We start from the raw sequence: 14620 nt of genomic DNA on the forward strand, positions 1-14620 counted from the left end.
CCTGCCCGAAATCCGGCACCTGATCACCCGTCTCGTCTGGGCCAGGATCCCCGCCCAAAACCACGTACTGGAACGCTCACGCTGGCGCCGAAAACACCAACACCGGGCCCGTGAACACCACTACCGCAAACGACAAACAAAGAAATAACCGCGACTGTAGTACTAGGCCGCCGTCACCGAACCGCTGAAATGCCGGCGACCGCTGCGGGGGTTCCAAGCCACGTACTCGGCGCGTTCCCACACACCTGGGTCAGACCCTGAGCCGGAATAAGCTCCTGAATTGGACTTAACAGCCTCGATATTCAGGGCGACTTTCGCAGGAAGGTATACCGGCGCCTCAAAGGAAACATCCCAGGTGAAGGGATCCAGTCGGGGTACGCCGACCTCAGCAAGCGCACGGGACGCGAGGTACATCCCATGCGCGATCGAGCGCCGCATCCCCAATGCCTTGGCAGAGATCGTGCTGAGGTGGATCGGGTTGAAGTCTCCGGATACGGCGGCATACATTCGGCCCGTATCGACCCCCAACTGCCAAACGGCGGTTGGATTGGGGGCCAGGAATTCCTCCGTCGTTTCGGACGGAGGGAGCGGCTTATCGACCCCTGGGAGGAACACACCCTTCGCCAAATACGTTGACACTCCTGTCCAGGCCGGCTCTGTGCTGCCGGAAACGCGGGCCTCCGCTATCACGTCCACTTGCGTCCCGGATCTGTGGCCTCGCAGATTCTCCGTCCAGGATCGGATGTCCAGCGCCTGGTTGAACTCCACAGCCACCCGCTGCTGGACGCTGTTCTTCAGGTGGACCATCCCCAGGAGCGGCAGGGGGAAGTCCTCACGATTCATGACACTGAGCGCGACGGGGAACGCCAGGGCGTGAATGAAGCCGGCGGGCAGGATATCGCTCGCCGGTTCACCGACGAGGTGCTGGTACGCGGTGAGGTTTCTGACGTCGGGCAGCACCCCCCGCACCTCATGGGTCAGGGAAGGAAGGGTGTTTCCCGTGTGGGAGCCGAGGACCCGTCGACGAGCCGCCGCCGCAGCGGCGTTGATATAGAGCCTGGACAGCGAGGGTAGCTCCCCGAGGATGACCGGCTGATTCCCGTTCATGCACCCACCATGTTTTGCCCACACACCCGCAATACCTCTCCTGAGATGCCACCCGCGGCATCGGAGGCGAGGAAAGCAATTGTTTCGGCAACGTCCTCCGGGCGCCCGCCCTGCTGCAACGAGTTGAGCCTGCGTGCGATCTCCCGGGTTGCGAAGGGGATGCGGTGGGTCATTTCAGTCTCGATGAATCCAGGGGCGACGGCGTTGATGGTCCCCCCGGCGTCCTTCAGGAGCGGTGCCGTGGCCCGAACCATGCCAATGACTGCGGCCTTTGACGCCGCATAGTTGGTCTGTCCCCGGTTTCCGGCGATCCCGCTTGTGGAGGCGAGGGAAACAATCCTCGGAGCTTGGGAAAGGGCGTCTGATGACAGAAGGGTTTGGTTGATTCGAAGCTGGGCGGCGATATTTACCGCAATGACGGAGTTCCAGCGGGCCTCGTCCATGTTGGCCAGGAGCTTGTCCCTGGTGATTCCGGCGTTATGGATCATGATGTCCAGGCGTCCGTGCCGCTCGAGCGCATGATCCAGTATTCGCCTAGCGGCGTCTTCGCGCGTGATATCCAACTGGAGGGCAGTGCCGTGGACTTCGTTGGCGACGGCGGCGAGTTGCTCCCCCGCAGCCGGCACATCGATCAGGACCAGGACGGCGCCGTCACGGTGCAGGGTCCGTGCGATAGCGGCGCCAATTCCACGTGCGGCGCCAGTAACCACAGCGACTTTGCTGCTGAGGGGCCTGTCGACGTCGTCGGGCAGCTTGCCGGAATCCGTCCCGACGGTGATGAACTGCCCGTCAACGAAAGCGGAGCGTCCCGACAGAAGGAAGCGCAGGGCACCGAGGGCGCTGGGACTTGAACTCGGGACGCCGTCGGCCAGGACGATGCCGTTGGCAGTGGCACCAGCCCTTAGCTCCTTGGCAAGGGAGCGCAGGAAGCCATCCACAGCCTGCCGGGCCGCCGCGGCAGCGGGTGAAGCGGCCGTAGACGCCGGCCGTGAAACCGTCACCACCCGGCCGTTAGGCGCGAGATCGCGGAGCAAACTTGCCACGGTCAATACCGGAGCCGCCAGGTCATCGGGATGTTCCACGCCGTCAAGCACCAGCACGATGGCTCCGAGCTTTTCCTTGGGAAGCGCGTTGCGCCGGACGTCCAGCTCCCAGGAGAGGAGCGAGGTGGCCAAGTCTTCCGAACCGGCTGAGTCACCGATGATGAGGACGGGACCTGGAACCAGCGGCTCCCCCGGCCTGTAGCGGCGAAGCGTCACGGGCTGTGGGAGTCCTAGTTTCCTGGCAACGTCACGTCCAATGCCGTGGCTGACCAACTGCGTGTCGCTCACGAATCCCCCTAGCGTGCTTCCAGCAGTGCGACGACGCCCTGTCCGCCGGCAGCGCAGACCGAGATGAGGCCACGTGCCGGGCGACCGTCAACCATGCCCTTTTCGTGCAGCATCTTCGCCAGCGACGCCACGATCCTGCCCCCTGTGGCGGCGAATGGATGCCCTGCCGCCAGCGAAGAGCCATTGACGTTGAGCCTGCTGCGATCGATACTTCCAAACGCTCCTTCCAACCCCAGGCGAGTCCGTCCAAATTCTTCGTCCTCCCAGGCTGCCAAGGTGCTAAGGACTGTCCCGGCAAAGGCTTCATGGATCTCGAAGAAATCCAGGTCGTCCAGGGTCAGGCCGTTCCTCTTCAGGAGTCGCGGAACCGCGAAAACGGGTGCCATCAGCAGCCCGTCCTTGCCATGGACGAAGTCGACGGCTGCGGCTTCGCCATCCACCACAGTTGCCAGCTTGGGCAGGCCACGCGCGTCGGCCCACTCCTCGCTCGAAAGCAACACTGTGGAGGCTCCGTCAGTGAGGGGCGTGGAGTTGCCGGCCGTCATGGTTGCCTCGTCACCAAGGCTCTTGCCGAACACCGGCTTCAGGCTGGCAAGCTTCTCAAGGGAAGTGTCAGCACGCAGGTTCGAATCGCGGGCAAGGCCTCGGTACGGGGTGAGGAGATCGTCGAAGAATCCACGCTCATAGGCAGCTGCGAGGTTTCGATGGCTGTTCAGGGCAAGTTCGTCCTGTGCCTCACGCGTGATCTTCCATTGCGCTGTGGTCAGGGCCTGGTGCTCACCCATGGAGAGTCCTGTGCGCGGCTCCCCTGTGTTGGGGGCGTCCGGGCTAAGGTCCTTTGGCCGAAGGCGCGTGAGGATCCTTAACCGTTCGGGTACCGTCCTGGCACGACTCAAATCGAGCAAGACTGCGCGGAGGCCTTCACTCACGGCGATAGGCGCGTCGGAAGCGGAATCCACTCCTCCGGCAATGGCGGAATCGATCTGCCCGAGCTTGATCTTGTTGGCAAGGCCAAGGACGGTTTCCAGGCCGGTGGCACATGCCTGTTGGAGGTCATAAGCCGGCGTCTCCGGCGACAGCGCTGAGCCCAGCACGACTTCCCGCGTGAGGTTGAAGTCACGGGAGTGCTTCAACACGGCCCCCGCGGCGATTTCGCCAAGCTTCTCCTCCTGGAGTCCGAAGCGTGCGATAAGTCCGTCGAGCGCCGCCGTCAGCATGTCCTGGTTAGAAGACTTCGTGTAGGCCCCGCCGGTTCGGGCAAAGGGAATCCGGTTCCCGCCTACGACGACGGCCGGGCGGAACGTGCGGAGGCTCGCACTGGAAGTGACAGTCATTCCATTTGTGATCTCTGCTTCAGCAGGCACGCATTTCTCCTTTGATCGCAAAACACCTGATCGTTAAATTACCGATACCCAGCGTACCTGATACGCTGAGTATCGTGAACACGCTCCCTCCTGAAACCATGCCTGTCGCCGACCCTGCCGGGGCCGCCGTCGGACAAGCCGCCCTCGGGCAATCAGTCGATGGACGTGCCGCCCGCTGGCAGCAGCATCGTGAGGTACGGCGCAGGGAGTTGATCAAGACCGCCCGGAAGGCGGTGCATGCCCTTGGAAGCGAGGCCTCGATGGAGGACATCGCCGCCGCCGCGGGCACGTCGAAGTCCGTGTTTTATCGCTACTTCGGGGATAAGGCCGGCCTGCAGCAGGCCATGGGCGAAGTGATCCTCGGCCAGATGCAGCGTCGAATGCTGGATGCCACCCGTAACGCTGAAACTCCCCGCGAAGGACTCCTGGCCATGGTCTCGGCCTATCTCCAGATGGCAGAGTCCAGCCCAAACGTCTACGCCTTCGTGACCCGGTCGACGCCGGGTGAGCCCTCCCAGCAGGACCCCCTCGCCGCCTCCGGCGCCCTGGGCCATTTTTTCGAAGCCATCAGCGAAATGATCGCGAAGCCCATGCGGGAACACCTCGGCGAGGACAAGGAAGCGATCATCGGCTACTGGCCGACGGCGGCAATCGGCCTCGTGCGGAACGCTGGGGAAATGTGGCTGGGCAGTCCAACGTCCCCCGCCAAGCCGGACCAGGAAGCGATGGCTCGTCAAATCACTGACTGGCTATGCGTGGGTATCGCCCCTGAACTTAAGACAACCTCCAGGAACTGATCAGTTGTTCGAAACCAAAGAAGGAATCACCGTGACTGAAGTAGTGGATCGCGGCGCACCAGGTGCGCCTGAAACCGCCAGCGCCGAACCCGGGACTGCACAACCCGGAACTGCGCAGCCCGCCGTCGATGTTGCGGCCCTCGGCGAGCAGCTCCTCGGCAGGTGGGCCGACGTCCGCCGTAAGGCGCGCGAGCTCGCGGCCCGTCCCGAAGTGTACAAGATCGAGGGACTCCCCCATTCTGAGCATCGCAAGCGCGTGTTCGGTCAGTTGAAATACCTCGTGGATAACGAGGCCGTGCATCGCGCGTTCCCTGTACGCCTTGGAGGCTCCGACGATCACGGCGGCAATATTGCCGGCTTCGAGGAGCTCGTCACTGCGGATCCATCCCTGCAGATCAAGGCTGGCGTTCAGTGGGGCCTCTTCGGTTCTGCCGTGATGCACCTGGGCACCGAGGAGCACCACAACAAATGGCTTCCAGGCATCATGAACCTGGATATCCCGGGCTGCTTTGCCATGACCGAGACAGGCCACGGCTCCGACGTCGCCAGCATTGCCACAACCGCCGTTTACGACGCCGGCAGCGGCGAGTTCGTGCTGAACACGCCCTTCCGCGCGGCCTGGAAGGACTACATCGGCAATGCCGCGGTGGACGGACTCGCGGCCGTTGTGTTCGCGCAACTGATCACCCAGAACGTCAACCATGGCGTGCATGCTTTTTATGTCGAGCTGCGCGACCCCGAGACGAAGCAGTTCCTGTCGGGAATTGGCGGGGAGGACGACGGCGTCAAGGGCGGGCTTAACGGCATCGACAACGGCAGGCTGCATTTCAGCAACGTCCGGGTCCCGCGCGCGAACCTTCTGAACCGCTACGGAAATGTCGCCGAAGACGGCACTTACACGTCTCCGATCGAAAGCCCGGGACGGCGTTTCTTCACGATGCTCGGCACCCTCGTCCAAGGTCGCGTGTCGCTGGACGGTGCCGCCGTCGCAGCGAGCAAGGTAGCACTCAAAACCGCCATCCAATACGCCAGCGAACGCCGCCAGTTCAACGCCTCATCCCCCATAGACGAAGAGGTCCTGCTGGACTACCAGCGCCATCAACGCAGGCTCTTCACTCGGCTTGCGACAACCTACGCGGCCTCCTTCGCCCACGAGCAGCTGCTGCAAAAGTTCGATGACGTCTTTTCCGGCGCCCATGACACGGATTCCGACCGCCAGGACCTGGAGACGCTGGCCGCAGCCTTGAAGCCCTTGAGCACCTGGCATGCCCTCGACACCCTGCAGGAATGCCGTGAAGCGTGTGGCGGCGCCGGGTTCCTGATCGAAAACCGCTTCGCCTCACTGCGGGCGGACCTGGATGTCTACGTCACCTTCGAAGGTGACAACACCGTCCTCCTGCAGCTGGTCGCGAAACGGCTCCTGGCTGACTACGCCAAGGAGTTCCGCAACGTTGATTTCGGTGTGCTGGCGCGATACGTCGTCGGCCAGGCCGCCGGCGTGGCGCTTTACCGGACCGGACTACGGCAGGTTGCACAGTTCGTCGCCGATACCGGGTCGGTGCAGAAAGCCGCTCTTGCACTGCGCGACGAGGAAAGCCAGCGCGCCCTCCTCACGGATCGGGTTCAATCGATGGTGGCCGAAGTGGGTTCGGCCTTGAAGGGTGCCAGCAGGCTTCCCCAGCACCAATCGGCCGCGCTGTTCAACCAGCATCAGGATGACCTCATCGACGCTGCCCAGGCGCACGCCGAACTCGTCCAGTGGGAAGCCTTCACTGAAGCCCTCGGCAAGGTGTCGGATCCGGGCACAAAACAGGTGCTGACCTGGCTTCGCGACCTCTTCGGACTATCGCTGATCGAAAAGCACCTGTCCTGGTATCTCATGAACGGCCGGCTATCGATGCAGCGCGGGCGCACCGTCGGCGCCTATATCAACAGGCTGCTCGCAAAGATCCGCCCCCACGCCCTGGATCTTGTGGATGCCTTCGGCTACGGGTCTGACCATCTGCGAGCCGCTATCGCGACGGGCGCCGAGAAGTCCCGCCAGGATGCGGCACGCGAATATTTCCGTGTCCAGCGGGCCAGCGGGGACACCCCCTTGGAGGAGAAAGCGCTTCTGGCACTGGAGAAACCGAAGGGTGGGCCCAGGTCCCGCTGACGTCCCGAAAGCGAGGCAGGAAAGCGACGGCGCCGCTCCCACTATGGGGAGCAGCGCCGTCGTCGCGTTTAGCCGTCGGGGCCTTAGCCCGCGTCAGATCAACGCACGCCGGGTCAGTTCAACACTGACCTTCAGTTCAACACCGATCATCAGTTCAACACCGAGCGGTAGACCGCCAGGGTGGTATCCGTGATCGATTCCCAGGAGAAATGCTGTTCAGCGCGAAGCCGTCCGGCAGCGCCCATCTCCCGTGCCCGCTTGGGGTCGGATACTACCTCGGTCAGGGCCGCAGCGAAGTCGTTGACGAACTTTTCCGGGTCCAGGGGTGTCCCCGTTCCGTCCGTCACCTGCTCAAGGTCGACGAGCAGGCCGGTTTCTCCGTGCTGGACAACTTCCGGGATGCCGCCCGTGGCGCTTGCCACAACGGCGGCACCACAGGCCATGGCCTCGAGGTTAACGATGCCCAACGGCTCGTAGATGGACGGGCAGGCAAAAGCGGTCGCATGGCTCAATACCTGGATCAGCTCGTTCCGGGGCAGCATGCGCTCGATCACGATGACGCCTTCGCGTTCCTTCTGGAGGTCCTCGATCAATGCAGCGGTCTCGGCGGCAAGTTCGGGGGTATCGGCGGCGCCGAGGCACAGGACCAGCTGTACGTTGTCCGGAAGCTTGGAAGCGGCCCGCAACAGATAGGGGACACCCTTCTGGCGCGTGTTGCGGCCAACGAACACGACGCTTGGCTTGGCCGGATCGATGCCGAGGGCCCGCACGTGGTCCTCGGCTTCGTCGCGAACCCAGAGTCCGACGTCGATTCCGTTGTGCACCACGTGGACTTTGGCGGGATCCACCTCGGGATAGCTGCGCAGGATGTCGTTCCGCATCCCGTCAGAAACGGCGATGATGGCTGCCGCCGCTTCATACGCGGTTTTTTCGACCCAGGACGAGAGGGCGTAGCCGCCGCCCAGCTGCTCGGCTTTCCACGGCCGAAGCGGCTCCAGGCTGTGTGCGCTGAGCACGTGGGGAATGCCGTGAAGCAGCGACGCCAGGTGGCCGGCCATGTTTGCATACCAAGTGTGCGAGTGGACAAGGTCCGCCCCCGCAACGTCAGGGACGATCCGGAGGTCGACGCCGAGAGTCTGGACAGCGGCATTAGCGCCGTCCAGATCAGCGGGAGTCGAGTAGGAGGTCACGGTTGCCCCATGGAAGTCGGAATCTCGGTTGGCGCCAAAAGCGCGCACCTGCAGATTTACATGCTTGGCAAGGACGCGGCTGAGTTCAGCCACGTGCACACCAGCACCCCCATAGATTTCGGGCGGGAATTCTTTAGTCACAATGTCTATTCGCACGTTACCTAACGTAGTCGTTCCCCCGGTAGTGTTCTAGTGTGAAAGAGTCCGGCCAACCCGGGCAATTGGGGATACGAAGACGTACGGGAGCGACGATCATGCCGTTAAACAAGAAAGTCCTGGCCATTGTCCTAGCGGGCGGCGAGGGAAACCGACTGATGCCATTGACGGCTGATCGAGCCAAACCTGCCGTGCCCTTTGCCGGCGGCTACCGGCTTATCGATTTCGCCCTCTCCAACCTGGTCAATTCGGGATACCTCCGAATTGTCGTTCTTACGCAATACAAATCGCATAGCCTTGACCGCCATATTTCGGAGACCTGGCGGATGTCCACCCAGCTTGGCCGTTATGTAGCGTCCGTGCCCGCGCAGCAGCGCGTCGGCAAGAGCTGGTTCCTTGGCAGCGCCAATGCCATCTACCAGTCCCTGAACCTGATCCACGATGATAATCCGGACATCGTTGTGGTGGTCGGCGCTGACCACGTTTATCGCATGGACTTTGCGCAGATGGTGCAGCAGCACATTGCCAGCGGTGCCAAGGCCACCGTCGCCGCCGTCCGCCAGCCCCTGAACATGGCCAACCAGTTTGGCGTGATCGAGGTGGACCAGAACGATCCCCAGAAGATCGCGGCGTTCGTCGAGAAGCCTGCCACCACCCAGGGCCTTGCCGCCGATCCCTCCCAGTTCCTGGCATCGATGGGAAACTACGTCTTCGACGCCGACGCCTTGGTGGACGCACTGCACGTCGACGCCGAGCGGCTCGACACGAAGCACGACATGGGTGGGGACATCATCCCGTATTTCGTCAGCCGCGGCGAAGCAGGCGTCTACGACTTCACTCTTAACGACATCCCGGGCTCCACGGAGCGCGATCGTACCTACTGGCGTGACGTAGGAACCATCGACTCCTTCTACGACGCCCACATGGATCTCATCTCCCCGGTGCCGATCTTCAATCTGTACAACTCCGAGTGGCCTATCTACACCCGCCAAAGCGTCTCCCCGCCGGCGAAGTTCGTCCGGGGCGAAAATAATACTGTCGGCACTGCACTGGACTCCATTGTGGCCAGCGGGGTGGTTATTTCAGGCGGCATCGTAGAGGGTTCGGTGCTCTCCAACGACGTCTACGTCGCCACCGCGAGCCGTGTCCAGGACTCTGTGCTCATGGACAAGGTTCGAGTGGGCGAAGGTGCCGTCATCAAGCGGGCCATCCTCGACAAGAATGTTCATGTGCCGGCGGGTGCCGCAATTGGCGTGGACCAGGAGCTCGATCGGGCGCGCGGTTTTAAGGTGACTGACTCCGGGATCACGGTCCTCGCCAAGGGGCAGGCGGTTCCCCAGCCCGATGAGGCCGAACTTGCTTTGTCTGCGGAATACCGCAGGTCCGTCCCTGAAGCAGTGAAGGCGGCAGTCGAAGTCAACCCGGAGGTCAGGGCCTCGGTGGAGAAGGTCGCAGAACTCCATGCCGACGCACCCGCAGTCTCCCACGCCGGCAATGGCAGGGCCTCCTCCGTAGACCGGGCGGACGCCACCCGCTAACTGACGCGAACCCGGCGGCGGCAAGGCTGTAAAATCGGATCAATGAGCTCCACCGATCTGACGCCTGAAGAGATCCAGGCCTGCCTCAAGGTTCTGAACACAATCCACGTTTACGACGAGGAGCACCCTGACTACGTTTCGGTGCGCCGCGCGACGGGAAAGATGTTCAAGGCCGTAAAGCGCCACCGCCGGGTGGTTAAGCGCGACCTCATCGCTGAGGCCGACCGTGCCGTCCTGGCCCAAACAGCCACTGCGGCTCCTGACAGGATCGACGACGAAACCAAGGGCAACAAGCTTGCGCCGTCGGCGACAGGTGAAATTGCCGGACATTTGACCCGTTCCCGCCCGTGCTACATCTGCAAGCAGCACTACACCCAGGTTGACGCGTTCTACCACCAGCTTTGCCCCGAGTGTGCTGCATTCAGCCACAGCAAGCGTGATGCCCGCACGGACCTGACTGGTCGTCGGGCGTTGCTTACTGGTGGCCGTGCCAAGATCGGCATGTATATCGCCTTGAGGCTGCTCCGGGATGGCGCGCACACCACCATTACCACCCGTTTCCCGAAGGACGCTGCCCGCCGCTTCGCGGCGATGGAGGACAGCCCTGAGTGGCTTCACCGCCTTCGGATCGTCGGAATCGACCTGCGCGATCCGTCCCAAGTGATGGCCTTGACAGATTCCCTGAACGAGGCCGGCCCGCTGGACATCATCATCAACAATGCGGCGCAGACGGTACGCAGGTCCGGGAACGCCTACAAACCGCTGGTGGACGCAGAGGACGAGCCCTTGCCCGCCGCCCTCCTGGCAGCAAACGGCGGTCCTGAACTTGTCACGTTCGGGCATGCCCACGACAAGCACCCGCTTGCGCTCACCACAAGCGTGACGGAACACCCGGTCCTCGCCGGGGATGCCATCACGTCGCTGGCATTGTCCACCGGCTCGGCTTCTTTGGAGCGCATCGCGTCCGGCACGGCCATCGACGCCGGCGGCCTGGTTCCGGACCTCGCCACCATCAACAGCTGGACCCAGGTAGTGGACGAGGTGGATCCGCTGGAGATGCTGGAAGTCCAGCTCTGCAACGTCACGGCGCCGTTCCTTCTGGTCAGCAGGCTTCGTGGTGCCATGCGACGCTCCAGCGCGCGCAGGAAATACATTGTGAACGTCTCGGCCATGGAGGGGCAGTTCTCCCGCGCCTACAAGGGCCCGGGACATCCGCATACCAACATGGCCAAGGCTGCGTTGAACATGATGACCCGCACGAGTGCCCAGGAGATGCTGGACACCGACGGCATCCTTATGACAGCAGTGGACACAGGCTGGATCACTGACGAGCGGCCGCACTACACCAAGGTGCGGCTCATGGAAGAAGGCTTCCACGCTCCCCTTGACCTTGTGGACGGCGCGGCTCGCGTCTATGACCCCATCGTGATGGGCGAAAAGGGCGAGGACCAGTACGGCGTCTTCCTTAAGGACTACCGGCCCTCGCCATGGTGACGAAGGCCGGCTGCCGACAAAGGCCCGCTGCTAGGCCAGGCGAGTGATCTCGACCGTCACTGTCAGGGCAGAACCACCGCCGCCGGAGAGGATTCCCTTGAGCGGCGGAACATCCCGGTAGTCACGCCCCCTGGCGACCGTGACGTGGTGGTCCCCGGCAGGTTTATGGTTGGTCGGGTCCCAGCTGCGCCATTCGCCGTCCCACCATTCCAGCCACGCGTGTGATTGCCCGGCAACAGTTTCACCGATTGGTGCCGAGGAGTTCGGGTGGATGTACCCCGAAACGTAGCGTGCGGGGATGCCGCAGCTGCGAAGTGCGCCGATGGCGAGGTGAGCCAGGTCCTGGCAGACGCCCTGGCGGTGCTGCCACGCTTCTTCGGCGTTGGTGGTGACCCCCGTAGTGCCCTTCATGTAGGTCATTTCGCCACGCATCCATTCGAAGATCGCCAGCGCAGCTTCGTGGGGATTGCGCCCCTCAACGACGCCCGGGATGATGCCGAGTACCTCCTCGCCGGGGGCACTGAGCTGGGATTGCGGCAGCCAGTCGCTGAACTGGTTCAGCGTCTCGCCGTCGGCAAGCACATCCCAGCCCACCACTTCCCCGTCCAGGGCGACGCGTTCCACCCGGTGCACCTCAACCGTGGTGGTGGAAAGGACTTCAAGGTGATCATGCGGCATCTGCATGTCGAACGCCGTGACGCGGGTGCCCCAGTAATCCCGGTAGCTGCTGACGGCGGCCTGTGTAGGCGAGACCTTCAGGGAGGATTCCAGCACCACCTGCTGCGGGTCTGTCAGGGGGGTCATGCGCGCCTCGTTATAGGACAGCGTCACGCGGCGGTTGTATTTGTAGGCGGTCCTGTGGACGATGCTCAGCCGGGTCATGAAACTTCTCCCACCCAGGCCAGTTCATCCGCCTGATTGAAGTACTTACGGGAAATGGCGTCGGAGGCCTGGTTGACGGCCTTCTGGACACGTTCCATGTGTTCGGGCAGCTCGGACATGAGGTCGTCCGTGCGGTGGAATTCCAGGAATGTGCGCGCCTGCCCCACAATGCGGCGGGCGTCGTTGATGAAGCCCACCCGTTGCGCCGACGGGTCGAGCTTTGCCAGGCATTCGTCGGCGTCGCGCAGTGCGTACACGATCGAACGGGGGAACAAGCGGTCCAGTAAGAGGAATTCGGCCGCGTGCTGGTCGCCGAATGCCGCGCGTCGGGTCCTCAGGAAGGATTCGTAGGCGCCGGCACAGCGCAGCATGTTCACCCAGGACATTCCAGCGGAGAGCACGTCGCGGGTAGAGAGCATTCGGGCTGTCATATCCGCGCGCTCCAGCGACCGTCCCAGGACTAGGAACAGCCAGCTTTCGTCATGGCTGACAGTGGTATCGGCCAACCCGCGCACCATGGCCGTGCGCTCGAGCACCCAGTTGCAGAAACGGTACGTTCCCACCACGTCCTTACGGTGCTGGTTCAGCCCGTAATAGGTGGTGTTGAGGCTCTCCCAGAGGCTTGAGGACACGGTCTCCCGTGCCCGACGCGCATTTTCGCGGGCCGCGCCGAGGGATCCGGCAATGGAAGATGCGCTTTGCTTGTCGTACGCGAGGGCGTGTAGCAGCTCAGGAAGCCCGAAGTCCTCGCTGTCCGGTCGCGCCCCCATGACGGCAAGCAGCTCCCGGGCCACGCTGCGCTGTTCCTCGGCGGGAAGATGGTTCAGCCGCTCCAGATGCACGTCCAGGATCCGGGCGGTGCCGTCGGCACGCTCAACATAGCGTCCGATCCAGAACAGGGACTCAGCAATACGGCTAAGCATTCGCGTTTACCTCCCGCGGTTCCGAAGTGTGAGTGTCCTGCATGTCGTTGTCCTCAATTCCCTGCGACGTTACTGCTCCGCCGTCGAGTCGCTGCTTCACTGCTGCTGCTCATTCTGGCGGTCCCGCCAGTTGCTCTCGACCGGCCACACGGACACTCTCTCGCGAACGACGACGGATGGCCTCGGCAGTGCCTCGGCGGGAAGCTGCGGAGAATCCGCCAGGACCCACGTGTCCTTCGAGCCGCCCCCCTGGCTGGAATTGACGATCAGCGATCCTTCCTTGAGCGCGACCCTGGTCAGCCCTCCGGGCAGCACCCAGATGTCGTCGCCGTCGTTTACTGCGAACGGCCTGAGGTCCACGTGGCGAGGCCCGAACTTGTCCCCTGCAAGGGTGGGCACGGTGGACAGCTGGAGCACCGGCTGGGCAATCCAGCCACGGGGGTCGGCAAGGACCCGTTTGCGCAGTGCGTCAAGCTCCTCCTTTGAGGCATCGGGGCCGATCACCAGGCCCTTGCCTCCCGAACCGTCCACAGGCTTGACCACGAGCTCGTCAAGGCGGTCCAGGACGTGCTCGCGCGCTTCCTTTTCCTCGAGGCGGAAGGTGTCCACGTTGGCGATGATGGGCTCTTCATGCAGGTAGTAGCGGATCAGGTCCGGAACGTAGCTGTAGACGAGCTTGTCGTCCGCGACGCCGTTACCTACTGCGTTGGCGATGGTGACGCCTCCGGCACGGGCGGCGTTGACCAGCCCCGGGCAACCCAGCATCGAATCAGAGCGGAACTGCAGGGGGTCCAGGAAGTCGTCGTCGATGCGCTTGTAGATCACGTCCACGCGCTGCTCGCCTGCGGTGGTTCGCATGTACACCCGGTTGCCGCGGCAGATCAGGTCACGTCCCTCGACGAGCTCGACGCCCATGAGGCCTGCCAGCAGGGTATGTTCGAAGTAGGCGCTATTGAAGACCCCAGGGGTCAGGACGACGACGGTGGGGTCGTCGACGCCGGACGGTGCGGTTTTCCGCAGCGCGGACAGGAGCCTGCGGGGATACTCTTCCACGGGCCGGATGTGCTGCTGGCCGAACGCTTCCGGGAGGCCTTTGGCCATGGCCCGGCGGTTTTCAAGCACGTAGCTGACGCCCGAGGGCACTCGGACATTGTCCTCGAGAACACGGAAGGTACCCGCGGCGTCCCGGACGACGTCGATCCCCGAAATATGAACACGGACACCGCCTGCCGGTTCAAAACCATGCACGGCGCGATGGAAGTGCGCGCTCGTCGTCACGAGCTGCCGGGGAATGACGCCGTCTGTCACCACCGACATCTTGCCGTAAACATCGTTCAGGAAGGCCTCCAGGGCCCGAACGCGCTGGGCAACACCACGTTCCAGCACGTTCCATTCCTCGGCCGGTATGACGCGGGGAACGATGTCGAGGGGAAACGGGCGTTCCTCCCCCGCGTAGTCAAAAGTGACGCCCCTGTCGAGGAAGGTCCTGGCCATCGAATCCGCCCGGGCACTGACATCAGTGAGGGAAAGTTTACGCAGGGCCTCCGCAACCTGACCGTAGGATTTTCTGGCCAACTGGCCCGGGGCGAACATCTCGTCGTAGGCGCCCGTGCGTTCGGCGGCCTCGGAGTAATCCTGGAATAGGTCAGACATGGAAATTAGACAATCACCTTTTTGTTTCAA

The 14620-nt window shown here is 63.1% G+C and carries 11 protein-coding genes; 4 read left to right on the forward strand and 7 right to left on the reverse strand.

The features are described 5' to 3' along the window. Window positions 1–162: 162 nt before the first annotated feature. The 3 genes from J7E82_RS04755 to J7E82_RS04765 are packed head-to-tail and all read right to left on the reverse strand — an operon-like array spanning window position 163 to window position 3772. Window positions 163–1107 (reverse strand): MaoC/PaaZ C-terminal domain-containing protein, encoded by a 945-nt coding sequence (locus J7E82_RS04755; RefSeq protein ID WP_214860957.1) that lies wholly within the window; start codon window positions 1105–1107, stop codon window positions 163–165. After that, window positions 1104–2438 carry a 3-oxoacyl-ACP reductase gene (locus tag J7E82_RS04760; protein WP_214860959.1) on the reverse strand — a complete coding sequence of 445 codons (1335 nt, stop codon included), beginning with the start codon at window positions 2436–2438 and terminating at the stop codon, window positions 1104–1106. The genes J7E82_RS04755 and J7E82_RS04760 overlap by 4 nt, the downstream gene beginning before the upstream one ends. Window positions 2439–2446: 8 nt before the next feature. Continuing rightward, window positions 2447–3772, reverse strand: coding sequence for an acetyl-CoA C-acetyltransferase (locus J7E82_RS04765; RefSeq protein WP_214861284.1), 1326 nt, complete (start codon window positions 3770–3772; stop codon window positions 2447–2449). A 128-nt stretch (window positions 3773–3900) separates the two neighbouring features. Between J7E82_RS04765 and J7E82_RS04770 the strand changes: the two genes are divergently transcribed. Together J7E82_RS04770 and J7E82_RS04775 are read left to right on the forward strand one after the other, a co-directional pair. Next, window positions 3901–4599, forward strand: coding sequence for a TetR/AcrR family transcriptional regulator (locus J7E82_RS04770; RefSeq protein WP_214861286.1), 699 nt, complete (start codon window positions 3901–3903; stop codon window positions 4597–4599). Window positions 4600–4630: 31 nt separating this feature from the next. After that, window positions 4631–6754, forward strand: a complete 2124-nt coding sequence (locus J7E82_RS04775; protein ID WP_214860967.1) for an acyl-CoA dehydrogenase — start codon at window positions 4631–4633, stop codon at window positions 6752–6754. 149 nt (window positions 6755–6903) lie between these two features. Here J7E82_RS04775 and glgA read toward each other — a convergent pair whose 3' ends face one another. Continuing rightward, a complete protein-coding gene (gene glgA, locus J7E82_RS04780) occupies window positions 6904–8100 on the reverse strand; it encodes a glycogen synthase (RefSeq protein ID WP_214860969.1) in 1197 nt (398 codons plus the stop codon). Between the two features lie 98 nt (window positions 8101–8198). Between glgA and glgC the strand changes: the two genes are divergently transcribed. Together glgC and J7E82_RS04790 are read left to right on the forward strand one after the other, a co-directional pair. Next, on the forward strand, window positions 8199–9638 hold the full coding sequence (glgC, locus tag J7E82_RS04785; RefSeq protein ID WP_214860970.1) for a glucose-1-phosphate adenylyltransferase: 1440 nt from the start codon (window positions 8199–8201) through the stop codon (window positions 9636–9638). A gap of 42 nt (window positions 9639–9680) precedes the next feature. After that, entirely contained in the window at window positions 9681–11132 is a 1452-nt protein-coding gene (locus J7E82_RS04790) for an SDR family oxidoreductase (protein WP_214860978.1), read from the forward strand. A 30-nt stretch (window positions 11133–11162) separates the two neighbouring features. On the opposite strand, the gene J7E82_RS04795 is transcribed toward J7E82_RS04790, so the two are convergent. The 3 genes from J7E82_RS04795 to J7E82_RS04805 all read right to left on the reverse strand — a co-directional run bounded on the left by J7E82_RS04795 (window position 11163) and on the right by J7E82_RS04805 (window position 14590). Next, window positions 11163–12014 (reverse strand): transglutaminase family protein, encoded by an 852-nt coding sequence (locus tag J7E82_RS04795; RefSeq protein WP_214860980.1) that lies wholly within the window; start codon window positions 12012–12014, stop codon window positions 11163–11165. After that, window positions 12011–12937: an alpha-E domain-containing protein gene (locus J7E82_RS04800; RefSeq protein ID WP_214860982.1), complete on the reverse strand. Its 927-nt coding sequence runs from the start codon at window positions 12935–12937 to the stop codon at window positions 12011–12013. The genes J7E82_RS04795 and J7E82_RS04800 overlap by 4 nt, the downstream gene beginning before the upstream one ends. 96 nt (window positions 12938–13033) lie before the next feature. Then, window positions 13034–14590 carry a circularly permuted type 2 ATP-grasp protein gene (locus J7E82_RS04805; protein WP_214860984.1) on the reverse strand — a complete coding sequence of 519 codons (1557 nt, stop codon included), beginning with the start codon at window positions 14588–14590 and terminating at the stop codon, window positions 13034–13036. Window positions 14591–14620 lie beyond the last annotated feature (30 nt).

Origin of the sequence: Arthrobacter sp. ISL-30 (genome assembly GCF_018613855.1) — a bacterium.
Taxonomy (GTDB): Bacteria; Actinomycetota; Actinomycetes; order Actinomycetales; family Micrococcaceae; genus Arthrobacter.

What these genes read in the sequence shown, in the direction of transcription:
- J7E82_RS04790 (WP_214860978.1), top strand. Translation starts at nt 9,681, where the DNA reads ATGAGCTCCACCGATCTGACGCCTGAAGAGATCCAGGCCTGCCTCAAG.
- J7E82_RS04800 (WP_214860982.1), bottom strand. Translation starts at nt 12,937, where the DNA reads ATGCTTAGCCGTATTGCTGAGTCCCTGTTCTGGATCGGACGCTATGTT.
- J7E82_RS04755 (WP_214860957.1), bottom strand. Translation starts at nt 1,107, where the DNA reads ATGAACGGGAATCAGCCGGTCATCCTCGGGGAGCTACCCTCGCTGTCC.
- J7E82_RS04770 (WP_214861286.1), top strand. Translation starts at nt 3,901, where the DNA reads ATGCCTGTCGCCGACCCTGCCGGGGCCGCCGTCGGACAAGCCGCCCTC.
- glgC (WP_214860970.1), top strand. Translation starts at nt 8,199, where the DNA reads ATGCCGTTAAACAAGAAAGTCCTGGCCATTGTCCTAGCGGGCGGCGAG.
- J7E82_RS04765 (WP_214861284.1), bottom strand. Translation starts at nt 3,772, where the DNA reads ATGACTGTCACTTCCAGTGCGAGCCTCCGCACGTTCCGCCCGGCCGTC.
- J7E82_RS04795 (WP_214860980.1), bottom strand. Translation starts at nt 12,014, where the DNA reads ATGACCCGGCTGAGCATCGTCCACAGGACCGCCTACAAATACAACCGC.
- J7E82_RS04805 (WP_214860984.1), bottom strand. Translation starts at nt 14,590, where the DNA reads ATGTCTGACCTATTCCAGGATTACTCCGAGGCCGCCGAACGCACGGGC.